Source organism: Streptomonospora halophila, from assembly GCF_039542725.1.
Lineage (GTDB): Bacteria > Actinomycetota > Actinomycetes > Streptosporangiales > Streptosporangiaceae > Streptomonospora > Streptomonospora halophila.
Map to the genome: position 1 here is coordinate 16,765 of NZ_BAABIK010000010.1, position 22,787 is coordinate 39,551.

Below are 22,787 nucleotides of genomic sequence, written 5' to 3' on the forward strand. Positions count from 1 at the left end.
GAAGATGCCTGTGCTCCGACGTCGCCGCGTGTCCGGAACGGCCGGTACCGGCCACCGGGAGGTCTCCGGATGCGAGCGGTGCGACGCTGCGAGCGCGTGTCGCGGCCGCGGGAGCGCGCAGCCGAGCACGCGGGGCCCCGACCGGAACATTTAGGATCTTCCCGTCGGTCGGCGACTAGAGAGAATCGCAATGAGTGCGCGGTCCGGGGCCGAGGCGCCCCTTCCCCCAGAACTGCAGCCGTCGGCCTCCGGCGACCCGGAGCGGATCGGGCCCTATACCGTCGTCGGGCGGCTCGGGGCCGGGGGCATGGGGACCGTCTTCGGCGCGCTCGACGGCGACGGCGCGTGCATCGCGGTGAAGGTCGTCCACCGCAAGTACGCGCAGGACCCGGCGTTCCGCTCGGCCTTCGCGCAGGAGGTCGAGCTGTTGCGGCGGGTCCGCGGCGTCTTCACCGCCGCCGTGCACGCGGCCGACACGGAGGCCGCGCAGCCGTGGGTGGCCACCGACTTCGTCCCGGGCCTGACCCTGCGCGCCCGCGTGGAGCGCGAGGGGCCGTTGGAGCCGGGCGCGCTGCTCGCCTTCGCCGCCGGGACCGCCGAGGCCCTCACCGCCGTCCACGCGGCGGGGATCGTGCACTGCGACGTGAAGCCCGGCAACGTGATGCTCACCCCCGATGGGCCGCGGATCCTGGACTTCGGCATCGCGCGCCCGGTGAGCCGGAGCGAGGCCGGGCACTCCGGCGGCCGGGTGTTCGGCTCGCCCGGGTGGGTGAGCCCGGAACGCTACCAGGGGGCCGAGCCGGGGCCGCCCGCCGACGTGTTCGCGTGGGGCTGCCTGGTCGCCTACGCGGCCACCGGCCGCCCGCCGTTCGGCAAGGGCGGCAAGGAGGCGCTGCGCAGCCGCGTGCTGGAGGGAGGCCCCGACCTCGACGGCGTTCCCGCGGAACTGCGGCCGATCGTCGAGCTGGCCGTGGCGAGGGACCCCGCCGGACGCCCCACTGCGGAGAGCGCCTACCGCGGGCTGATCGACTTCGCCACCGCCGAGGACACCTCGCAGGTCCAGACGCGCGACCTCGGCGGCCGGCTGCGCGACCTCGTCTCCCGCAGCTGGCCCGACATCGACGTCAGCTGGCACGACCCGGCGCTGTGGCTGGCCGCCGTCCCCGCCCTCGCCACGGCGGGCGGCGCCGGTCTCGCCGCGGGCTCGGCGGTCGCCGGCGCGGGCGCGGCAGGCGGCGCGGGCGCGGCAGGCGGGTCCACAGGGGCCGGAGGCGCGGGCGCGGCCATGACCGCCGCGGGTATGGCGGGAGGGACCAAGGTCGCGGCCATCGCGGCGTCGGCGGTGCTGGTCGTCGGCGGTATCAGCGCGGGCGGCTACTTCGCCGCGCCGCTGCTCACGGACTCCCCGGCGCCGCGCAGCTCGCCGAGCCCCTCGCCGTCCCCCTCGCCGACACTCGGCACACCGCAGGAGATCGTCGCCGGGATCGTCGAGAACCTGGAGGCGGCGGACAGCTACCGCGCCATGGAGTCCACATCGCGCAACGACGGGCTCCCCTCCTGGTACGAGTACGTCCACACGACGGCCGGCGGCGAGCCGGTCTTCCAGGTGGTGGAGATCGCGGGCACGCGCGAAAGCCCCGAGTTCATGGCGGACCGGCTCTACCGCCCGGAGCGGGAGCGGCTGATCGAGCGAACGTGGAACGTCGGAACGGCGACGGCGGGCACCCTCCACACGACGGTGCCCGACCCGGCGGACGGCGCGCTGGAGTCCCTGTACTCACGAGAGCCCCTCCTCGCGCCGTTCGAGAGCCTCGCCGCCTCGATGGAGGAGACCGAGCGCACCGAGACGGAGTTGGAGGGGACCCCGGCCGTGCGCGTCACCGGGACGTTCGAGCTCCCCGGCGCCGATTCCGGCGCAGGTGAGGTCCCCCGGGTCGGGTTCGAGCTGTGGACCGGGCCGGACGGGCTGCCGCTGCGGCTCGACTACGAGTACGCCTCCGAGGACGACCCCCTGGCCGGGTTCACGCGCAGCTGGACCTACGCCGGGTTCGACGGGCTCGGCGCCCGCCTGTGCGGCACGGTCGACGGGGTCCCCGGTGTCGACCGCGCCCTGCTGGTGCCCACCTCGGACGGCATCGCCTGCGGCGACGCCCGTGCGGCGGTCGAGCAGTACCTGGCCGTGCCCGACGAGCAGAAGGAGGGCACCGGCTACGTCGCCGAGGTCGACGGCGGCTGGACCTGCGGTCTGAGTCCGGAGGCCGAGGTCCGTGAGCGGACCAGCGAGAACGCCGGCGCCTGCTACGCCGGGGAGCTGGGCGCCGCCGACCGGGTCGACTTCCTCAGGCTGGACTGACAGTGAGGATGTGTAGTGGCTTCTCCGCTGGATCTGACTCACGGACTGACCGACGCCGATGGGCTGTCCTTTACCGGATATGTCGGTCCGTGCGGAGAGCCACCGCACGCGACCGGACGGGCGCTCGTGACCTAATAGGAGCTCGGTCCAGAAGCCCCGCCACTGTCTTGTCCGCCCGCCCGGCCGGCGCGTGCCGCCCCACCGGAACCAGCGAGAAGACGGCAGTGACCAGCATGACGAACCAGGCCCTGGAAGTCACAGCGGGTGTGGACACCCACGGCCAGACCCACCACGCCGCAATCGTCGACCCCCTCGGCCGCCACCTGGGCGACCGCGGGTTCGGCGCCACCGCCAAGGGCTACCGGCAACTGTTGTCCTGGCTGGGCTCGTTCGGCACCGTGACCGCGGTCGGAGTGGAGGGCACCGGCGCCTACGGCGCCGAGCTGGCCCGTGTTCTGCGTGGCGCGGGCCTGGATGTGGCGGAGGTCGACCGGCCCGACCGCAAGATGCCCCGGATGAAAGGAAAGTCCGACCCCATCGACGCCTGCGCCGCCGCCACCGCCGTGGCCTCGGGCCGGGCCGCCGGCACCCCCAAGACCCGCGACGGGATCGTGGAGGCGATCCGCGCGCTGCGGGTGGCACGCCGCGGGCGGCACCGAGAAGCGGGCGAAGCTGGCGAAGGAGTGGATTCGCGCCGACCCGCGTCGGCCGGACCGGCCGGCGCGGTCCCACTGCGAGAAGGGTGCGGGGCGGGTGCGTGCCCGGCGTCCGCCCCGCACCCGTATGGGAGCCGCTGCGGCCGCCGCTCCGCGCCGAGCGGTGCGCCGCGCGCCGCCCGATCGGAGCACTGCCTATGTGCGGGGCGCGCGGGACGGGTGTGAATCACCGGCCCTGCCTCGCCGAATGCGCTCCTTAGCGCATACCCTGCCACACAGAGGAATCCGTGCCCTTTACGCCGTCGGCGCAGGGGACGGGCGCCGGAGCGTCCGCCCCTCCGTCCGGATACCGCGCTCCCCGCGGAATCCGCCGCACGGACCGGTCGGCGGCACCGGGTTCTCCGGCGTGCGCGACCGGTCCGCCGGTGCGGCGCCGGCCGCTCCCGCCCCGCAGCGCGTACGGCCTGCGCGGGCCGCCCCGCCACACCCCCGACCGGGTTTCCGCGACCACGGCGAGGACGAGCAGGTCGCCGTCCTGTGCCGAAGATCGCCGACCCCGAAAGCAAGCCGCTTCGCCGGCTCGCGAGCAGAAGGAAGCAAGTATGAGCGCGCAGCACGGGGCACGTGACGTGCCCCATTCCCCTCACCTGCGACCGCTGGCCGACGACGACCCCGAGTCGGTCGGGCCCTACACACTGACCGGGCGGCTGGCCCAGGACGGCACGGGCGTCGTCTACGGCGCCACCGACTCCCTGGGCGCACCCGTGGCCGTCCGGGTCGCCGGCGAGCGGCTCGCCGGCGACTCCGGGGGGCGCTCCGCGCTCGAGCGCCGAGTCGCGGCGCTTCAGGGCGTGGCGGGCGTCTGCGCTCTGCCCGTCCTGGCCGCCGACACCGGTGCCGAACATCCGTGGGTGGCGACCGGGGCCCCCTCCGGGCCCACGCTCCGCTCCCGGGTCGAGGAGCGGGGAGCGCTACCGAGCGAGGCCCTGCTCGCGCTGGCCGCGGGCACGGCCGAGGCGCTCGCCGGTGCCGAACCGGCCGGCCTCGCCTACGGGGCGATCACCCCCGACGACGTCGTGCTCACTCCGGACGGTCCGCGCCTCATCGGCCTGGATGCGCTCGGGGGGACGGGCGGGTCGGCATTCGCCGCAGCGGACATCCCCATGGACCGCGCCGAGTGGGCGAGTCCCGAGGCCGCCGAGGGCGCCCCGTCCTCCGCGTCCGGCGACGTCTTCTCATGGGGCTGCCTGGTCGCCTACGCCGCGACCGGTCGACACCCGTTCCTGCCCGCCGGGGCCGCAGACGAGGGGGCCGACCCGCACCTGCGGGTCCGCGAAGGGGGCCCCGACCTCGACGGCGTACCGGGCGAGCTGGCTCCACTGGTCGGGCTGGCCCTGGTCGCCGACCCGGCTTCCCGGCCGACTGCGGAGAGCGCCTACCGCGGCCTGGTGGCCTACGCCTCTGCCGAGGACACTTCGCAGACGCCCACCCGCGACCTGGCCGACCGGCTGCGCGCCATCATCGCCGCCGGCCGGAGCGCCGAGGCCGCCGGCGCGTCGGCGGGCGCCGCCGGCGCGGCGGCGACCGGGGACCCCGGCGGCGACGGTGGGCCCGCGCACGCGGCCGGGCCGAGCGCCGACGCGCCCGGCCCCGGGCAGGCGGGGGCGCTGGCGACCGCGGTCGTGACCGTGTCGAGCATGGCCGCGGCGCTGGTGCTCGGCGCCGGGGGTTTCCTCACCGCCGCCTCCTTCGCCGGCGAGCCGCAGGCCGCGCCAAGCGACGCGCCGTCGCCCGAGTCCCCGTTCGGCTCGGCGGAGAAGGCCGTGTCCGAGGCCGCGGCCGCGTTGAAGACCGGCGAGAGCTACCGCGCGGTCGAGGACGTCGAGGGCGGGGGTATGCCCACCGCCGAGCGCCGCGCGCACGTCCTCACGACCCTGGAGGGCGAGCCCTTCTTCCAGAACGCCACCCTGCTGGGCGATCCCGAGGCGCCAGCCGCAGGAAGCACGGCCTACGTCTACCGGCCGCAGTCCGAACTCCTGCTGCGGCGCGACTTCGGCGGCGGCGTCGAGGGCCAGTACGTCGCGGCGGCGCTTCCGGACGCGTCGGCGGCCGACCGGCTCGGTTCGCGCTCCCCGGTGGTGCGGCCGTTCGAGGAGCTGATGGAGACGATGCGGGTGGACGAGCGCATCGAGGGCCGCCTGAACGGGACGTCGGCCCTGCACGTCAGCGGGAGGTTCGATCCCACAGCGGACGGCGAGCGGCACTCCGGCGCCCGCTTCGACCTGTGGACCGACGCCGACGGGCATCCGCTCCGCCTCGACTACACCGCCGGGGGCACCGAGCACAACTGGCACTACTCGGGCTTCGGCGGCCTGGAGAGCGGCATCTGCGGGGTGGTCGAGGACGTTCCGGACGTGGAGCGCGCCTACCTGGTGCCGACACGCGGCGACCTGGCCTGCGACGACGTCCGGCCGGTCGTGGAGGAGTACCTCGCGATCCCGGAGGCGGAGCAGCAGGCGGCGGGCTACGTCGCCGAGGTCGGCGAGTGGACGTGCCGGATGTCGCCGACCCCGGACGGCGACGCCGCCACCCGCGCCTACACAGCGGACGCCGGCGCCTGCGAGCGCGAACCCGCCGAGCGCGTCGACCTGGTGGTGCTGGACGCGACGGCCTGAGGCAGAGGCCGCCAGCGGCGGCCGCCCGGTACCCGGTGGGTGCCGGGCGGGCCCCGCCGGAGCGGTACCGTCGGCGCGGCGCTGCGCGTCAGGCGCTGCGCGCCTCCTCGGCGCGCGCGGCGGGCCGCTCCACGGTGCCCGGCTCCCTGCGCCGGGCGATGCGGCCGCCGCGGTCGACCGGGACGACCAGCGGCGTACCGGTCTCCGGGTCGGGGATGACGCGCACCGGCATCCCGAAGACGTCCTCCACCAGCTCCTCGGTGACGATGTCGGCGGGGTCGCCCTCCGCGGCGACCTGGCCGTCCTTCATCGCGATCAGGTGCGTGGCGTACCGGCATGCGTGGTTGAGGTCGTGCAGCACCGCGACCAGCGTGTAGGACCGCTCGTGGTGCAGCTCGGCGCACAGGTCCAAGACGTCCATCTGGTGGGCGATGTCCAAATAGGTCGTGGGCTCGTCGAGCAGCAGCAGCGGCGTCTGCTGGGCCAGCACCATGGCCAGCCACACGCGCTGGCGCTGGCCGCCCGACAGCTCGTCGACCATGCGACCGGCGAGGTCCACGATCCCGGTAGCCTCCATGGCCTCGTTGATGACCTTCTCGTCGGTGCGCGACCACTGCTTGAGGAACTTCTGGTGCGGGTAGCGCCCGCGCGCCACGAGGTCGGCGACGCTGATGCCGTCCGGGGCGATCGAGGACTGCGGCAGCAGCCCCAGGCGGCGCGCGACCTCCTTGGAGGGGTAGGAGCCGATCAGCCGCCCGTCCAGGTGGACCGCCCCGCTGCTGGGCTTGAGCATCCGCGACAGCGCGCGCAGCAGCGTCGACTTGCCGCAGGCGTTGGGCCCGACGATCACGGTGAAGGAGTTGTCCGGGATGGTGATCCCCAGGTCGCGGGAGATCACACTCTGGTCGTAGGCCAGAGTGAGGTTCTCTCCCCACAGCCGGGACGGTTCGGGCATCGTCTCTCCTTCAGGCGTCCGACGCGTCTGCCGCGTCCGACTCGTGTTGGGCGTCCGGTGGGTCGCGCGGCCGGGGTCAGGCATGGCCGGTACGCCATTCCCGGTACAGCACCCAGATCAGGTAGCTGCCGCCGATGACCGCCGTGACCACGCCCACCGGCAGCTGGGTCGGCGCCAGCGCCTGCTGGGCGATCAGGTCGGCCACCGCCAGCAGCAGCGCGCCCATGAGCCCCGCGCCCAGGAGCGCGGTGCCGTTGGTGCGCGCGAGGCGGCGGACCAACTGGGGCGCCGCCAGGGCGATGAAGCTGATGGGACCGGAGACGGCGATCGCCGCGCCGGTCAGCGCGCTCGCCGCCAGCATCACCGTAACCTGGGTGCCCTGCACGGGCACGCCCAGTCCGCGCGCGGACTGCTCGCCCATCTCCATCAGGCGCAGCCGCGGCCCCAGGGCGAGGACGACGGGAACCAGCACGGCCGCCGCGATCGAGACCGCGACGACCTCGCCCCAGCCGCTCCCGTTGAGGCTGCCGATCATCCAGATGTGGGCGGTCATGGCCTCGGTCAGCTCGGCCCGGGTCATCAGGTAGTCGCGCACCGCCAGCAGCAGCGCGTTGATGCCGATCCCCACCAGGACCAGCCGGTAACCCTGTACGCCCTGCTTGAAGGCCAGCAGGTAGACCACCACCGCCGTGCCAACACCGCCGACCACGGCGCCGAGCGAGACCTGCAGCACGCTGCCGCCGAACACCAGGATGACGGCCACCGCGCCGGTGGAGGCGCCGCCGGTGAACCCGATGATGTCCGGGCTGCCCAACGGGTTGCGCGAGATGCTCTGGAACACGGCTCCGGCGATGCCCAGGGCCGCGCCGACCAGCACCGCCACCCACGCGCGCGGCAGCCGGACGTCGCGGACGAAGAAGAGGTCGAGGCGCTCCCCCTCGCCGGCCAGCGCCCACAGCACGCGCGGCAGCGGGATGGCGTACTCGCCCACCGACAGCGACACGGCGAAGACGACGACGGTCGCGGCGAGCAGCCCGCCGTAGACGGCGGCGACGCGCGGGCGCACCGCGAAGCTGACGCGGCCGCCGGCCAGGCGCACGGCCCGTGTGAAGCGCCGAGGGCGGCCCGGCGGCGCGCCGGGCGCGCCGCCGGCCGCTGCGTCGGAGCCCGTGCCGGGGCGGGCGGGGGTGAGGGTCACAGCTGGGCCATCCTTCTCCGCCGCACGAGGTAGATGAAGACGGGCGCGCCGATCAGGGCGGTGACGATGCCGACCTCCAGTTCGCCGCTGGAGGTGACGACGCGTCCGGCGGTATCGGCCAGCGTCAGCAGTACGGCACCGGTCGCCGCGGAGTAGGGCAGGAGCCACCGCTGGTCGGGCCCGGTGAACGAGCGCGCGAGGTGGGGCACGATCAGGCCGACGAACCAGATGGGGCCGGCCGCCGCGGTGGCGCCGCCGCACAGCAGCACGATGGCCAGGGCCACGAACGCGCGCGTGCGGTTGACCCGGGCGCCGAGCGCGGCGGCGAGGTCCTCGCCGAGCGCGACGGCGTTCAGCGCGGGCCCCAGCATCAGGGCCAGCACGATGCCCGCGGTCAGAAACGGCCAGAGGCGCAGAAAGATGTCCAGGTCGCGGCCGACGAGGGAGCCGACCTGCCAGAAGCGGATCTGGTCGAAGACGTTCTCGTTGAGGACCGTGATCCCGTAGACGAAGCCCTGGAGCACCGCCCCCAGCGCGGTTCCGGCCAGGGCAAGGCGGACGGGTGTGGCGCCGCTGCGTCCGCGCGAGCCCAGGGCGTAGACCAGGACCGAGGCGACCGCGGCGCCGAGGAACCCGAACCAGATGTAGGTGTCCGCCCCGGTCAGGCCGAATGCGAAGATCGCGGTGACGACCGCGGCGGCGGCGCCGGAGTTGACGCCCAGGATGCCGGGCTCGGCGATGGGGTTGCGCGTGAGCCCCTGCATGAGCGCCCCGGCCAGCCCGAGGGCCGCGCCGACGAACACGCCCAGGACGGTGCGCGGCAGCCGCAGTTCCCACACGACGCTGGAGTTGTAGCTTCCGTCGGGGTCCAGCAGCGCGCCGAGGACGCTGCCCAGCGGGATGGCCTTGGCACCGACGGCGATACTGAGCACCGCGCAGCCGGCCAGGGCCGCGATCAGCGCGAGCAGACCGGTGGTGCGCAGGAGGTGGGTGCGCGCGGCGGCGCTGGTGCGGCGGTCGAGCGCCTGGGCGGCGACGACGGAGTCGGGAGCATCGGCGTCGTCGCCCGTGTCCAGGGCGGTGGACGGCCGTTCCAGGCTCATCGCGCTCCGCCGGCCGTGCGGCGCGCGGGCAGGGGCAGCACTGTTCCTCCGGGGCGGTTCCACGTTCCACTCGAACTTAGTAGAGGCTAACCTATCCCCTTATTTCGGCGGAAGTGGGACCCGACGGTGAGCGGCGTCTCCCGTCGGCGCAGGTGCGGGCGGGCGCGGAGCCCTCGCGGCAGTGCCGACCGGCCGACCGCCGGGGCGCCCGGCCCCCGACCCGCCCGCTGCTACGGCGCGCTGGTCCGCGGGGGCTCGAACACGCGCACCGGCGGGGGCTCGCCCTCGTAGCGGGCCACCTCCACCAGCGCGTGCTGGCCGGTGGTGCCCTGGCTCAGGGCGGAGGATCCGATGTCGGCGGTGAGCACGTTGGGGTTGCCGTGGACGCAGGTCGCCGCGGGCGAGGACGGGTCGTACCAGGCACCGGTGGACAGCTGCACGACGTCGGGCCGCACGTCGGCGCTGGTCTCGACCCCGGCGAGCAGACTGCCGCGGTCGTTGTACACCCGCACCACGTCGCCGTCGGCGATGCCGCGCGCCGCCGCGTCGCCGGGGTGCATGCGCATTCGCGCCCGGTCGGCGATCTCCAGCGAACGGCTGTAGGCGCCCATGTCCTGCTGGCTGTGCAGGCGGCCGCGCGGCTGGTTGGCGACGAGCAGCAGCGGCCACCGCCGCGCCCGCTCGGTACCGAGGCGCTCCGGTGGAGGCAGCCAGGCGGGATGGCCCGGGCAGTCGTCGTAGCCGAAGGAGTCGACGGTCCGCGAGTACAGCTCGATGCGCCCGCTCGGGGTGGCCAGCGGGTGGGCGCCGGGGTCGGCGCGGAAGCCGCCGAAGAGGGTGGTGTCCTCGACCCGGTCGGGGATGTCGACCGCGCCGGCGGCCCAGAAGTCGTCGAAGCCGGGCGGCCGCCGGGTGGAGTACCGGGCGCGCCACTGCTCGTAGATGTGCCGCAGCCACTGCGCCGAGGTGCGCCCCTCGGTGAACTCCGCACGCGCGCCGAGCCGCTCGGCGAGGTCCGCGTAGACGTCGTACTCGTCGCGGGCGCTGCCGTGCGCGGACACCGCGCGCGGCATGGCGCGCACCCGCAGGTCGCCCTGGCTGGCCCCGATGTCGTCGCGCTCCAAGGTGGTGGTCGAGGGCAGCACGATGTCGGCGTGGCGGGCGGTGGCGGTCCAGTGGGTCTCGGCGACGACCACCGTCTCGGGGCGGCCGAAGGCGCGCGTCAGCCGCGCGAGGTCCTGGTGGTGGTGGAAGGGGTTGCCGCCGGACCACACCACCATGCGGATGTCGGGGTAGGTGCGCCGCCGCCCGTCGTAGTCGTAGGACTCGCCGGGGTGCAGCAGCGTGTCGGCGATCCGGGCGACCGGGATGACGGAGTCGACGGGGTTGGCGCCCTGCAGGAAGCGCGGCAGCCCCGAGGGCGTGGAGCCGCCCGCATAGTTGCCCGAGGACCCGTAGCCGGTGGCGAACCCGCCGCCGGGCAGCCCGATCTGGCCCAGGCAGGCGGCCAGCGCCACCCCGGCCCACAGCGGCTGCTCGCCGAAGCGGGTGCGCTGCACCGACCAGCCGACGTTGACCAGGGTGCGGCCGGCGGCCATGCGCCGGGCGAGGTCGCGCAGGGTCCGGGCGGAAAGCCGGGACAGGCCCTCGGCCCACTCGGGGGTCTTGGCGACGCCGTCCTGCTCGCCCGTGACATACCGGCGCAGCACGTCGGCGCCGACGGTGTAGCGGTCGAGGAAGCCGTGGTCGGCCAGCCCTTCGTCGAAGAGGGTGTGGATGAGGGCAAGCAGGACGGCGGTATCGGTGCCGGGGTCGGCCGGCAGCCATTCGGCGCCCGATTCCTCGATGGTGTCGTCGCGCAGCGGGCTGACGGACACGGTGCGCACGCCGTTCTTGGCCGCCGCGCGCATGCCCTCGGCGGCGGTCTGGCGGGCCCGTCCGCCGGAGGAGTTCCAGGTGTTGGACAGCCGCAGCCCGCCGAAGGTCACCACCAGGTCGGTGTGCCGAGCGACGGCCTCCCAGGTCGGCGCGCGTTCGAGCAGGTCGGCGGTGCCGCCCAGGCCGACGACGTGCGGCAGCAGCACCTCGACGCAGGCGTGGCTGTAGGTGTTGCGCGAACGGGTGTAGCCGCCGACGGAGTTGAGGAAGCGGTGGACCTGGCTCTGCGGGTGGTGGAACCGGCCGGCGCTGCCCCAGCCGTAGGAGCCGCCGAAGATCGCGGCGTTTCCGTGCTCGCGCCGGACGCGGTCGATGTCGGCGGCGAGCAGGTCCAGGACGGCGTCCCAGCCGAGTTCGACGTACTCGTCGCCGGGGGCGCCGCGCAGGCTGTCGGGGCCGGGGCCGTTCTCCAGCCACCGCCGCCGCACCGCCGGAGCGGCGACGCGGGTCCGGTGGTGCTGGGCGGCGGGGGCGTTGCGCATGAGCGGCGAGGGGTCGGTGTCGTCCGCGCCCGGCCGCACCCCCACGACGCGGTCGCCCGAGACCAGGACGTCGTAGGTCCCCCAGTGCGCGCTGGTCGGGTGGCTGGTCGTGTGCTCGTCGGGCTCGTCCATCGGGCCTCGCTCCCCCGGGGACCCGCCCGCGCACCGGCTTCTGCGCACCCCCGTACTCGTTCCGTGCCTGGTAGCACTCTATGCACCGCCCGATCGGGCGCGGGCGGCACGGCGCTGCGGCATGCCTCACGGCGGAGCCGCGGGCGGGCGCGCGTCCGGCGGCGCCGGTTTGCGAGGATGTCCGGCGGCGTCCCCTGCCGCCCGCGGGCGGGCGGGGCGCCGAGTCCGGTCGAGCAAGGGAGGCACCATGGGTGCGGTGGCATCGCGGTCGCGCCGTTCGGTTCTGGCGGTTCCGGCGTCCAACGCCCGGTTCATCGAGAAGGCCCGCGGCCTGGAGGCCGACGCGTTCTTCCTCGACCTTGAGGACGCCGTGGCTCCGTCGGAGAAGGAGGCGGCCCGCGCCAACGCCGCGGCCGCACTCAACGCCGGCGGGTGGGGCGCCAAGGTGCGCACGGTGCGCGTCAACGACCTGGAGACGCCGTGGACCTACCGCGACGTCATCGAGGTCGTGGAGGCGGCCGGCGCCGAGCTGGACTGCCTGGTGCTGCCCAAGGTCACCGGGCCCGACCACGTGCGCTGGCTGGACACCCTGCTCACCCAGATCGAGGCGGCGACCGGCCTCGAACCGGGCCGGATCGGGATCGAGGCCCAGATCGAGGACGCCCGCGGCGCCTCCCGGGCCGACGACATCGCGGCGGCCTCGCCCCGGCTGGAGAGCCTGGTGTACGGGCCCGCCGACTTCATGGCCTCGGTCAACATGCGCACGCTGGTGGTCGGCGAGCAGCCGCCCGGCTACGACGTGGGCGACGCCTACCACTACGTGCTGATGCGCATCCTGCTGGCCGCGCGCGCCAACGGGCTCCAGGCGATCGACGGCCCGTACCTGCAGATCCGCGACGTCGATGCGTTCCGCCGCTCGGCGGGGCGCACCGCCGCCCTCGGCTTCGACGGCAAGTGGGTCCTGCACCCGTCGCAGGTGGCGGCGGCCAACGAGGTGTACACGCCCGGCCAGGACGACTACGACCACGCCGAGCGCATCCTGGAGGCCTACGAGCACGCCACGAGCGTGGAGCGGCGCGGCGCGGTGATGCTGGGCGGCGAGATGCTCGACGAGGCCTCCCGCAAGATGGCGCTGGCGGTGGCGGGCAAGGGCCGCGCAGCGGGCATGCGCCGCACGCCGGAGTCCGGCGGGGAGGCCTGAGGCGCGCGGCGCCTCCAAGGGGCTTCTTTCCAACCGGCCCCTCCCCGCGCTAGATTGTTTGTCAGAGTCAAACAGTTGTGCTTCGGCGGCGGCCGGGGACGCCGCGGAGGCGGAGCAGCAGTGGAGATGGCCATGGGCAAGCTCGAATCCGACACCGGCGTCCCGATCGAGGACGTCTCCGCGGTCCGCTCGTTCAACCGCTTCTTCACCCGCCGGGTCGGCGTGCTCAAACCCGGTCTGCTCGACTCCCCGTGGTCGCTGACCGAGGTCCGCACCCTGTACGAGCTGCGGCACCGCCCCCGGGCCGAAGCCCTCGACCTGCGGCGCGAGCTCGACATGGACGCCGGGCAGCTCAGCCGCGTGCTGACCCGGCTGGAGCGGGGCGGGCTCATCACCCGTTCGCCCTCCCCCGAGGACGGGCGGCGGCAGGTCGTCGAGCTGACCGAGGAGGGCGGGCGCGCCGCCGAGGTGCTGGACGACCGCGCGAACGAAGAGGTCGTCAGGCTGATCTCGCACCTGTCCGCGGCCGAGCGGCGGCGGCTCATCGAGGCGATGTGCACCGTGCGGCGGCTGTTCGACGATCCCGCCCACATTGGAGGCGGCGATCGCGCGGCGACCGATGCCGCCCTCGGTTCCGCCGCCGCACCCGGCGGCCCGTCGCTGCGCGAGCCGGGCCCCGGCGACCTCGGCTGGGTGGTCGAGCGCCACGGCGCCCTCTACCCCGCCCAGTACGGCTGGGACTCCGCGTTCGAGGCCTGGGTGGCGCGCCTGGTCGCCGACTATGCGCAGGCGCCCGACGGGCCGGGCCGGCGCCTGTGGATCGCCGAAGCCGGCGGCCGCCGCGCCGGGTGCATCGCGTGCGTGGCCGACGACGAGCGCACCGCGCGGCTGCGGCTGTTCCTCGTCGAGCCCGAGGCGCGCGGCCGCGGCGTCGGCTCGATGCTGATGCGGGAATGCCTGGACTTCGCACGCGCCGCCGGCTACCGGCGCATGGTGCTGGCGACGTACTCGGTGCTCGCCGAGGCGCGGCGCCTGTACCAGGCCGCCGGGTTCCGCCTCGTCTCCTCGCATGAGGAGCGCGCCTTCGGGCGGGACCTCACGGCGCAGACCTGGGAGCTGGAGCTGTGACCGGCCGGGCGCCGGGCCGGCTCGCCCTCGGGGGGTCCGGGGGACCGGGCGAGGGAACCCGCGGGCGCCGCACCGCGTCCGATCTTCCGCATCGTCCACCACGTCCGCCGTCCGCAACGGCCGGCAGAGGAGGCAGGCACCGATGAAGTGGAACACCTCCGCCTTCTCCGGACTCGCCATCGGCATAGGGGTCGGAACCGCCATCGGCGTCGCCCTGGACAACCTGGGCCTGGGGATCGCCTTCGGCATCGGGATCGGCATCGCCTTCGGGATCGCCTTCCAACAAGGCGGCCGCAGCGGCGACGGCGACGGTGCGTAGCCGCGGGGCCGTTGTCCGGCCGTCCGGAGCGGCGACGGCGCACGGAGGGTCCGGCGCCGGTGAGAAGGCCGCACGTCGCGGTCGGGCTCCTGCTGTGCCCGGCGGCGGCGCGGTGGGCGCGGCCGTCGACAACCCGGCTGCGGGCCTCCTGGCGGGCATCGGCGGCGGAGCCGTCGGGCCGGGGATCTCCCACACCGCCGACCGGCAGCGCTTCAGCGCCGCCGACGGCCACGACGGCGGATGAGCCCTGTGCCGCCCCTCCACCACACACGTCCCCCCTTCAGAAGGAGGAGGCCCCGCCCATGCACCGACGGCTCGCGGGAATCCTGATCGGCTGCGTCTTCGGCGCCGTGTTCGTCTTCGTCAACTCCGGCGCCCCGATGGGGCCGGGCCTGGTCGCTTTCGCGCGCGCCGCCGCGGTGCTCGCCCTCGCGGCTGCCGCCGTGCCGGCGGTGCTGGCGGCCCGGAGCACTGCGGCCGACCGCTCCCCGGACGCCCCGGGCGCCGGCTCGGCCGGCGGGCGACCGGCGATGTTCGGCCGCGGCTACGCCGCCGTCGTCGCAGCCGAAGCCGTGCTGCTTTTCGGCGGTTTCCCGGCGCTGCACGCGCTGGGCGCGCCCGCGGAGGCCAACGTCGCCTGGATCGCGCTCATCGTGGGCCTGCACTTCGCCGCACTGGCGGCGGTGTGGCGGGAGGCCTCCGTCCTCGTGCCGGGTGTCGGGCTCACCCTGCTCGGCGCTGCGGGCTTCGCGCTCGTCGGCCTGGCCCACACGCCGCTGGTTCCGATCGTCAGCGGTGTCCTCTCGGGCGCGGTGCTGCTCGTCTCCGGCGCGGTGGCGGCGGTCGGCTCCCTGCGCGCCGCCCGCCGCGCGTAGACCCGCGGGTTCCGCCCGGACCCCGCGGACCCCCGCCGCCTCCCCACCGCCACGTGCCCACTCCCACTTCGTGTTGCTCTTACCGGCGGCTAACCCGGATGCGCCACCATTGGCACCATGACCCGAGCCAGCAGCGTCCTGATCGCCGACGACGACCGCGCCATCCGCGACTCGCTGGATCGGGCGCTGCGGTTGGAGGGCTACGAGGTGCGTACTGCGGGCGACGGTGTCGAGGCCCTCGCGGCCGTACACGCCGAGCCGGTGGATCTGCTGGTGCTCGACGTGATGATGCCCGGCGTTGACGGCCTGGGCGTGTGCCGCGTCCTGCGCAAGGAGGGCGACCGGACCCCGATCCTGATGCTGACGGCGCGGGTGGAGACCTCCGACCGGGTGGCCGGACTGGACGCCGGCGCCGACGACTACCTCCCCAAGCCCTTCGAGCTGGACGAGCTGCTGGCGCGGTTGCGCGCGCTGCTGCGCCGTGCGGCGCCCACGGACGAGGACGGATCCCCCGCGGCACTGCTGGAGGTCGGCGACCTGCAGCTCGATCCCGGTGCGCGCCGGGTGTGGCGCGGCGGGCAGGAGGTCGAGTTGTCCAAGACCGAGTTCGACCTGCTGGAGCTGCTCGTCCGCAACACCGGGATCGTGCTGGACCATCCCACCATCTACGACCGCATCTGGGGCTACGACTTCGGCCCGGAGTCCAAGAACCTGGCCGTCTACATCAGCTACCTGCGCCGCAAGCTGGAGCCCCAGGGGACGCCGCCGCTGATCCACACCGTGCGGGGCGTGGGCTACACGATCCGGCCGCGGGAGGCGGGGTGATCCGATGACCGGCAACCCGCGCCGGATGGTGGACCTTCTCAAGGAGCGCGTCGTGCCGGTGCGCGACTGGCGCCTGGGCACCCGCTTCGCCGTGTCGTTCGCCCTGGTGGCGGCCGTGGTGATCGCGCTCGTCGGCTCGCTGGCCTACAACACCGCCGCGTTTCTGATCCGCACCGACGAGCAGACGGAGTTCGACACCACCGTCGAGAGCCTCTCGCGCGACCTGCGCGGACCGGCGATGGACCCGTTCAGCGGCGGAAACGGGCCGACGCTCCTGCACTCCGACTCCTTCACCTACCAGGCCATCACCCCCGACGGCGGACTCCAGGTGCAGGTGCGCGGCGGGCAGCCCGTGCGGTTCCTGCCGGTCACCGACGAGGACCGCGAGATCGCGGCCGAGGAGCAGGCCGGGGTCGTGCACACCCGCGAGGACGCCGCCCACGGTGAGGAGTACCGCATCGCGACGGTCTCCCTCGGCGGCGGCAGCGGCGCCATCCAGATCGGTCAGCGGCTGTCGCCGACCGAGAGCATGCTGGACAGCCTTGCCACTCAGATGCTGGGCGTCGGCGGGGCGGTGCTCATCGGAGCGGGTGTGGCCGGGTGGCTGATCGGCCGTCGCGTCACCGGCCGCCTGGTGCGGCTGACCGAGGCCGCCGAGTACGTCAGCGCCACCGGAAGGCTCGACTACCCCGTACCCGGCGGCGAGCCCGCCGCCCGGCAGGCGGCGGGCGACGAGGTCGGCCGCCTGGGCAACGCGTTCAGCGCGATGCTGGCCCGGCTGGCCGGGTCCAAGGAGGAGCAGCGGCGGCTGGTGCAGAACGCCTCGCACGAGCTGCGTACCCCGCTCACGAGCCTGCGCACCAACGTCAGCGTGATGCGCCGCTTCGAGCAGCTGCCCCCGGAAGGCCGGCAGCAGCTCCTCGACGACCTCCAGGGCGAGACACGCGAGCTGACCGACCTCGTCGACGAGCTGGTGCAGCTGGCCACCGACAGCCGTGAGGACGAGCAGCCGACCGACGTGGAGCTGGGCGCCCTGGCCGAGCGCGTCGCCGCCCGCACCCGAAGGCGAACGGGGCGCGAGGTCACGGTCGACGCCGACGGCACAGTGGTGCACGGCAGGCCGGGGGCGCTGGAGCGGGCCCTGTCGAACCCGGTGGAGAACGCCGCGAAGTTCGACCCCGACGGGGCGGAGCCCGTCGAGATCGTCGTCCGGGAGGGCAGGGTCGAGGTGCGCGACCGGGGCCCGGGCGTCGACGAGCAGGAGCTGGAGCACATCTTCGAGCGCTTCTTCCGCGCGACCTCGGCGCGGAGCATGCCCGGATCGGGGCTCGGCCTGTCGATGGTCCACGACATCGTCAGCGCCCACGGCGGACGGGTCTTGGCAGCGAACCGCCCCGGCGGCGGCGCCGTCGTCGGGTTCTGGCTGCCGCCACGCAGCGAAGGGGACCCCGCGGCCGACCGCCGGGACTGACCGCGCGGCGGCTCCCGCGCCGCAGGGTGGCGGACACGGACGGCGCGCCGACCGGCCCGCGTGCCCGGTCGCGCGGGCCGCGGTCAGGCCGCGCACCGATAAGGTGGCCCGGAGAGCCGGGCGGGCTCCGCCCCGGGGCGGATCGCGGTGCGCGCTCGGGGCCCGGGGAGGGGCGGGCGACGCGACGCGTCTCCGGTGGGCGGCGGCCTGCGGGCGGGACCGCGCCGCATCGCCGCGGCCGGTGAGCCTGGAGGCCGCGGTCGGCTCCCGGCGGCCTGTTTCGGCTCGTTTATCGGATCTTGACCTTTCGTATAGCAGAATCCCCAGGCCAGGAGGATGGCCCCCCGTGTGGCACCGGGCCGGAAGCGCCCGCGCGGGCGGCGGCCCGGGGGCCGGGGGCTCCTGCCGTGGAGCGCGTCGGGGCCACCGCGGTTCACCCCGCGCACGTGGTACCTGTCACACTCGGCTGGGTGGTCGGGATTGTTCGGGAATATCCGCAATTCGACGTCCCCCGGCCGCGCCCGGAGGCGGCGGAGAACGGGCCGCCGTTCCCGCCCCGGCCGCGCACGACATCCCGATCGGAAACGGAGAGAACTCCGACGCCCGCCCGCCGGATGCACCACCGAACGACGTACCGCCGCACCCGCCGAAGCGGGTGAGACGCAAGGAGGGCGCAGCAGCACATGTCGTTGCCAGTGGTCATCGCCATTGCCGGTGCGCTCGCTGTCGCGGCGGGGGCGGCCTTCCAGGAGAGGTCGGTCGTGCGGGCGCCCCGGCTCGGGCAGTTGCGGCTGCTGGCCTTCCTGGTGCGCAGCCGCGGCTGGTGCCTGGGCACGCTGTTGACGGTGGCCGGCGTCGTGGCGCACATGGCCGCTCTCAGCAGCGCGCCCCTCATCATCATCCAGCCGATCGGTGTCAGCGGCCTGCTGTTCGCGGTGATGCTCTCCGCGTTCTTCCGCCGCCAGCGGCTGGAGAAAGCCCAGGTCATCGGCTCGCTCGCGGTCACCGCGGCGCTGGCCGGGCTACTGGCCACGCTGCCCGACCACGCCGGCGCGCCGGTGCCCACCCGCGCCGAGACGTTCCTCATGCCCCTGGGCTGCGCCGGCGTGATGCTGGCGTGCCTGGCGGCCGCGCGGTTCACCGGCCCCGTCACGCGGGCCTGGACCCTCGCGCTGGCCGGCGGCGTCGCCTACGGCGCGACGTCGGCGTTCGCCCGCGTCATCGGGTCGGCCGCCGTCTCAGACGTGCTGGCGATCGTGCAGCCGCTGAGCCTGGTCGGCCTGGCGATCGGGCTGTCGGGCGCCGTGGTCGTGCAGAACGCCTACCGCAGCGGGCACTTCGCGCTCGCCTACGCGACGCTGCTCATCAGCGACCCGCTCTCGGCCGCGGTCATCGGTGTCGTTTTCTTCGACGAGCGGATCCCGACCGGGCCGGTGGACGGCACGATCGCGGCCGCCGCCGCAGTCCTGCTCGTCGTCGGCGTGGTCACGCTGGCCCGCGCCAGCCGTCCCGCCCCCGCACCGCCCGTGCAGGGCACCGCTCGGCTCGGCAAGGGTGTCACCAGCGAGCAGGTCGGCGGCAGCGCGGCATCCGCCCCCCACGGTAGGGACTCCGAACGGCACGTCTGGTCGCATGATGAGCGGCCGGCCGAGGGGACGCACCGCAGGCGCGACCCGTCTGCGCGCCCCCTCAGGTCCGCCGGCGGGTCCGCGGGCGGCGCGGGGCATCGCCCCGAACTCGGCCGCGGCCCCGGCCCGGGCCGCGGCCCGTCCGCCGAGCGGGGAGTGGGCGGCGGCCGCGCGGATTGGGCGGTTCACCCGGCTCGGCCCGGCGACAGCTCGCGGTAGATCTCCTCGTACCGCGCCAGGGAGGCCTGGTGGTCGTGCCGGGAGGCCATCCGCCGGCTCTCCTCGCCCATCCGGTCGCGCTCCTCGCCGCCCGCGAGGATCTCGCCGGCATACTTGGCCAAATCGCCCGGGTTGCCCGGCGGGTAGAGGTAGCCGTTGCGCCCGGTCTGCACCAGGTGGGGCAGCGCCATCGCGTCGGCGGCCACGACGGGCAGCCCGCTGGCCATGGCCTCCAGCGTCGCGATGCTCTGCAGCTCGGCGGTCCCGGCGATGGTGAACACGTCGGCCGCGTGGTAGACGCCGGGCAGGTCGGTGTCGGGGACGAACCCGAGCAGGTGCACCCGGTCGGCCACGCCGCGCTTCTCCGCCAGCTCCTCCAGGTGGGGGCGCTGCGGCCCGGCGCCGGCCACCACGAGCTGGGCGTCGGGCACCGTAACGTGCGGCAGCGCCTCGACCAGGTCGGCGATGTTCTTCTCGGTGTCCAGGCGCCCCACGAACGCGAGCGTCGGCCGGTCGGGCAGGCCCAGCCGCCGCCTGGCCTGCGCGCGTTCGGCAGCGCCGCCGCCGAGCGGCCGGAAGCGGTGCAGGTCGGTGCCGCAGGAGACCGCCTCGACGGTGCGGCCGAAGCCCTTTTCCAGCAGCAGCTGGGCGGCGATGCGCGTGGGGGTGGTGACGTGGTCGGCCCCGGAGGTGACGCGCACGAAGTCGCGCCAGGCGCGGTCGCCGAGTGCCGAGCGCAGCGCCGGCGGGCAGTGCAGGTACGTGAACAGGTTCTCCGGCATGAAGTGGTTGGTGGCCACGACCGGGATGCCGTGCCTCCGGGCCGCGCGCAGCAGCAGGCGGCCGACGATGAAATGGTTCTGGATGTGTACCGCGTCGGGGCGCAGCCGGGCCAGGAGGCGGTCGATGTGCCCGGCGAGGCCCGCGGGCACTGCCAGGCGCACCGTCTCGTGCACCAGCGACGGAGCCGAACGCACCCGGTGCTCGACGACGCCGCCGGTCTCGGCCACGTGCGGCGGTCCGTCCGCTGAGGGGCACAGTACGTGCACGTCGGCGCCGCGGTCGGCGAGCCCGTGCGCCAGGCGCGCGGTGAACAGCGCGGCGCCGTTGACGTCGGGCGGGTAGGTGTCGGAGCCGATGAGCACCCGCAGGCGCGCCGGCGGTCCTCCGGCGCCGTGCGGGGTGCCGCTCTGCGTCCGACGGCGGCCCGGGAGTGCGGAAGGGGCTTCGCCCATTGTCAGGTCTCCAGATCGAGGCGCGGGTGAACGGACCGCACCGTGCTCGCGGGTCGGTTGTCCGGTTCGGCCGTCGGCTCCGCGGTGCCGGCCTGCCGGGACGGCGGGGTCGTCACCGCGGGCGCACGGCCGATCGCCGTACAGTGCCGGGAACGATACCCTCCGCCCCGGCGAACGCGTCGAGCCGGCGACCGGTGTCGCACCCCACACCCCGGTCGCCGGGACCGGCGGCGGCAGGCAGGGGCCCGGCGCGTGCGGCACGCGCCGGGCCCCGTCCCCCTGTTCCCTTCAGGATCCCCGCTCCCGAAGAGGTCTCGCGGTGCGCCGCCTCAGCTGCCGAGGCTGTTGGACGACTGCGCCGAGAGCGTCACGTCGGCCTCGTGCTCCTCGCCGCCGCGGACGTAGCCGATGGTGATCGTGTCGCCCGGCTGGTGGGAGCGGATCGCGGCGATGAGGGCGTTGGGGCCCTCCACCTCCTCGCCGTTGACGTGGGTGATGCGGTCGCCGCGCTTCAGGCCGGCCTCGGCCGCGGCGCCGCCGTCGGTGGTCTCCACGACCGTGGCGCCTTCCTTGTTGCTCTGGGTGATGGTGGCCTCGATGGCGGCGTAGCTCGCCTGGCCGTCCTTGATGAGCTGCTCGGCGATCGGCTTGGCCTGGTTGATCGGGATGGCGAAGCCCAGCCCGATGGAGCCGGCCTGACCCCCCGTGGAGCTCGTCGAGGCGATCGCGGTGTTGATGCCGATGACCTCGCCGCTCATGTTCATCAGCGGTCCGCCCGAGTTGCCCGGGTTGATGGGCGCATCCGTCTGGATGGCGTTGATGACCGTTGAGGTCTGCAGCTGCTGCTCTCCCTGCTCCGGCTCCTCCGGCAGGCCGAAGGGGTTGTCCGGCTGCTGCTCCTGCCGGCCGGTGGCGCCGGTGTTGACAGGGCGGTCGAGGGAGCTGACCACGCCGCTGGTGACGGTGCCCTGCAGGCCCAGCGGGGAGCCGATCGCGACCACGTTGGCGCCGACCTCGACCTTGTCGGAGTTGCCCAGCTTGGCGGTGGTGAGCCCGCTCTGGTCCTCGGCCTTGATGACGGCGAGGTCGGAGACGGGGTCGGTACCCAGGATGCGGGCCTTCGCCTCGCGGCCGTCGTTGAACGAAACGGTGACCGTGTCGCCCTGGGCCGCGGCGACGACGTGGGCGTTGGTGAGGATCTGGCCGTCGGAGCTGATGACCGCGCCGCTGCCGGCGCCCTGGCCGGCCTGGATGGAGACGACGCTGGGCAGGGCCTTCTCGGCGACGGTGCTGACGTCCCCGGTCGAGACGGAGCCGCCGGAGCCGTCCGTCAGCGCTGACGTGCCTCCCTGGCCCTCGTCGGCGAGGTAGGCGGTGATCGCCGCGGCGGCGGGGCCCACGATCAGGCTGGTGACCAGCGCCGTGACGGCCGCGACCACCACGACGGCGTTCCGCCGCAGAAGACCCGGCTTGCGGGGCTGCTCGCCCGGGTGGCCCTCGCCGTGCGGGGGCGGCGGGTAGCCGCCGGGGCCGCCCGGGTGACCGGGGCCACCGGGGTAGCCGGGACCGCCGGGGTGGCCGCCGCCGTAGTGCCAGCCACCGGCGTGGTGCGCGCCGGCGTCCTGGCCGGGGTGGGTGCCGTACGGGACCGACGAGCCGGCCGCCCCGCCCGCGGCACCGGCGGCCGCCCCGGACCAGACCGCGGATTCGGCGGTGCCGGAGTGCTGTCCCGGCTGCGGACCGTGCGGACCTTGGCCGTGCCCGCCCGGATATGAGCCCTGGGCGTTCTGAGCAGGGCCGTGCTGCCGGACGGGATCTGTGGGGGAGGTGGGAGCGGCGTGTTCGCCGGGCTGGGCGGCCTGGGGAGGCTGCGCCTGCTCCCGGGGCCCGGGGTCCGGCGCCGGGGTCGGCGCCTCGGCTCCGGCCGCTTCGTCCGGGGTCGCGCGCGGCGGCCGGTTGGCCACCGCGGACCGCCACGGTCCGGTGGTCTCGGGGCCGCCGTCCTCGGCCCGCGCCGCTACCGCCCCGTCGGGGGCTTCGCCGGGTACGGGCTCAGCACCGCTCCCGGCGCGAGCGGCGGCTTGGGACTGCTGCGCGGTATCGGCGGGCCCGGCCGGGGACGCAGGATCGGCACCGGACCGGGCGGGGTCCGCGGACACCTCGGGCGGATCGGCCGGACGGCCTTCTCCTCCGTGGTCCCCGGTGGGGAAGCCCTTGCTTGGGTCGCTGGCACTCATTTGCTCCTCCGGATGCTCGACCTGTTACCGACAACGATCGGCGGCCGAGGTTAGACAGCGGTGAGACAGAAGAAAAAATGCGTCTCGAAGAGACACCGTTTGGGCGGTGGTGGGCGACGGGCGGGCAAAACGAGTCTCGACGAGACCCCGTTCGGGC

The 22,787-nt window shown here is 74.8% G+C and carries 17 protein-coding genes; 11 read left to right on the forward strand and 6 right to left on the reverse strand.

Annotation, left to right across the window (positions count from 1 at the left end):
* Positions 1-190 precede the first annotated feature (190 nt).
* From ABEA15_RS10460 to ABEA15_RS10470, 3 genes are all read left to right on the forward strand, one after another.
* Positions 191-2,353, forward strand: a complete 2,163-nt coding sequence (locus ABEA15_RS10460; RefSeq protein ID WP_345556481.1) for a serine/threonine-protein kinase — start codon at positions 191-193, stop codon at positions 2,351-2,353.
* Positions 2,354-2,586: 233 nt separating this feature from the next.
* A complete protein-coding gene (locus ABEA15_RS10465; protein WP_345556561.1) occupies positions 2,587-3,234 on the forward strand; it encodes an IS110 family transposase in 648 nt (215 codons plus the stop codon).
* Between the two features lie 377 nt (positions 3,235-3,611).
* A complete protein-coding gene (locus ABEA15_RS10470; protein WP_345556482.1) occupies positions 3,612-5,684 on the forward strand; it encodes a serine/threonine-protein kinase in 2,073 nt (690 codons plus the stop codon).
* Between the two features lie 88 nt (positions 5,685-5,772).
* Here ABEA15_RS10470 and ABEA15_RS10475 read toward each other — a convergent pair whose 3' ends face one another.
* The 4 genes from ABEA15_RS10475 to ABEA15_RS10490 form a co-directional block, all read right to left on the reverse strand.
* Positions 5,773-6,639: an ABC transporter ATP-binding protein gene (locus ABEA15_RS10475; RefSeq protein ID WP_344142809.1), complete on the reverse strand. Its 867-nt coding sequence runs from the start codon at positions 6,637-6,639 to the stop codon at positions 5,773-5,775.
* Between the two features lie 76 nt (positions 6,640-6,715).
* The gene (locus tag ABEA15_RS10480; protein WP_344142853.1) at positions 6,716-7,738 is read right to left on the reverse strand and encodes a FecCD family ABC transporter permease; all 1,023 of its coding nucleotides are present in this window, start codon (positions 7,736-7,738) and stop codon (positions 6,716-6,718) included.
* Between the two features lie 95 nt (positions 7,739-7,833).
* Positions 7,834-8,940 (reverse strand): FecCD family ABC transporter permease, encoded by a 1,107-nt coding sequence (locus ABEA15_RS10485; RefSeq protein WP_345556483.1) that lies wholly within the window; start codon positions 8,938-8,940, stop codon positions 7,834-7,836.
* 230 nt (positions 8,941-9,170) lie between these two features.
* Positions 9,171-11,492: a molybdopterin-dependent oxidoreductase gene (locus ABEA15_RS10490; protein ID WP_345556484.1), complete on the reverse strand. Its 2,322-nt coding sequence runs from the start codon at positions 11,490-11,492 to the stop codon at positions 9,171-9,173.
* Positions 11,493-11,739: 247 nt separating this feature from the next.
* Here ABEA15_RS10490 and ABEA15_RS10495 point away from each other — a divergent pair, with 247 nt between their 5' ends.
* The 8 genes from ABEA15_RS10495 to ABEA15_RS10530 all read left to right on the forward strand — a co-directional run bounded on the left by ABEA15_RS10495 (position 11,740) and on the right by ABEA15_RS10530 (position 19,158).
* Complete coding sequence (locus ABEA15_RS10495; RefSeq protein WP_344142806.1) at positions 11,740-12,693, forward strand: HpcH/HpaI aldolase/citrate lyase family protein; 954 nt, start codon at positions 11,740-11,742, stop codon at positions 12,691-12,693.
* A 132-nt stretch (positions 12,694-12,825) separates the two neighbouring features.
* Positions 12,826-13,821: a bifunctional helix-turn-helix transcriptional regulator/GNAT family N-acetyltransferase gene (locus ABEA15_RS10500; protein ID WP_345556485.1), complete on the forward strand. Its 996-nt coding sequence runs from the start codon at positions 12,826-12,828 to the stop codon at positions 13,819-13,821.
* Positions 13,822-13,963: 142 nt separating this feature from the next.
* Positions 13,964-14,140, forward strand: a complete 177-nt coding sequence (locus ABEA15_RS10505; RefSeq protein ID WP_345556486.1) for a glycine zipper domain-containing protein — start codon at positions 13,964-13,966, stop codon at positions 14,138-14,140.
* A gap of 94 nt (positions 14,141-14,234) precedes the next feature.
* Complete coding sequence (locus tag ABEA15_RS10510; RefSeq protein ID WP_345556487.1) at positions 14,235-14,384, forward strand: hypothetical protein; 150 nt, start codon at positions 14,235-14,237, stop codon at positions 14,382-14,384.
* A gap of 58 nt (positions 14,385-14,442) precedes the next feature.
* Positions 14,443-15,015: a hypothetical protein gene (locus ABEA15_RS10515; RefSeq protein ID WP_345556488.1), complete on the forward strand. Its 573-nt coding sequence runs from the start codon at positions 14,443-14,445 to the stop codon at positions 15,013-15,015.
* A 117-nt stretch (positions 15,016-15,132) separates the two neighbouring features.
* Positions 15,133-15,840 (forward strand): response regulator transcription factor, encoded by a 708-nt coding sequence (locus ABEA15_RS10520; protein ID WP_344142800.1) that lies wholly within the window; start codon positions 15,133-15,135, stop codon positions 15,838-15,840.
* A gap of 4 nt (positions 15,841-15,844) precedes the next feature.
* On the forward strand, positions 15,845-17,311 hold the full coding sequence (locus tag ABEA15_RS10525; RefSeq protein WP_425579377.1) for a sensor histidine kinase: 1,467 nt from the start codon (positions 15,845-15,847) through the stop codon (positions 17,309-17,311).
* Between the two features lie 683 nt (positions 17,312-17,994).
* Complete coding sequence (locus tag ABEA15_RS10530; RefSeq protein WP_344142798.1) at positions 17,995-19,158, forward strand: DMT family transporter; 1,164 nt, start codon at positions 17,995-17,997, stop codon at positions 19,156-19,158.
* On the opposite strand, the gene ABEA15_RS10535 is transcribed toward ABEA15_RS10530, so the two are convergent.
* Positions 19,125-20,393, reverse strand: a complete 1,269-nt coding sequence (locus ABEA15_RS10535) for a glycosyltransferase (protein WP_344142797.1) — start codon at positions 20,391-20,393, stop codon at positions 19,125-19,127. The two genes, ABEA15_RS10530 and ABEA15_RS10535, sit on opposite strands and share 34 nt — an antisense overlap.
* Before the next feature lie 329 nt (positions 20,394-20,722).
* Positions 20,723-22,630, reverse strand: a complete 1,908-nt coding sequence (locus ABEA15_RS10540) for a S1C family serine protease (RefSeq protein WP_345556489.1) — start codon at positions 22,628-22,630, stop codon at positions 20,723-20,725.
* Positions 22,631-22,787: the final 157 nt, after the last annotated feature.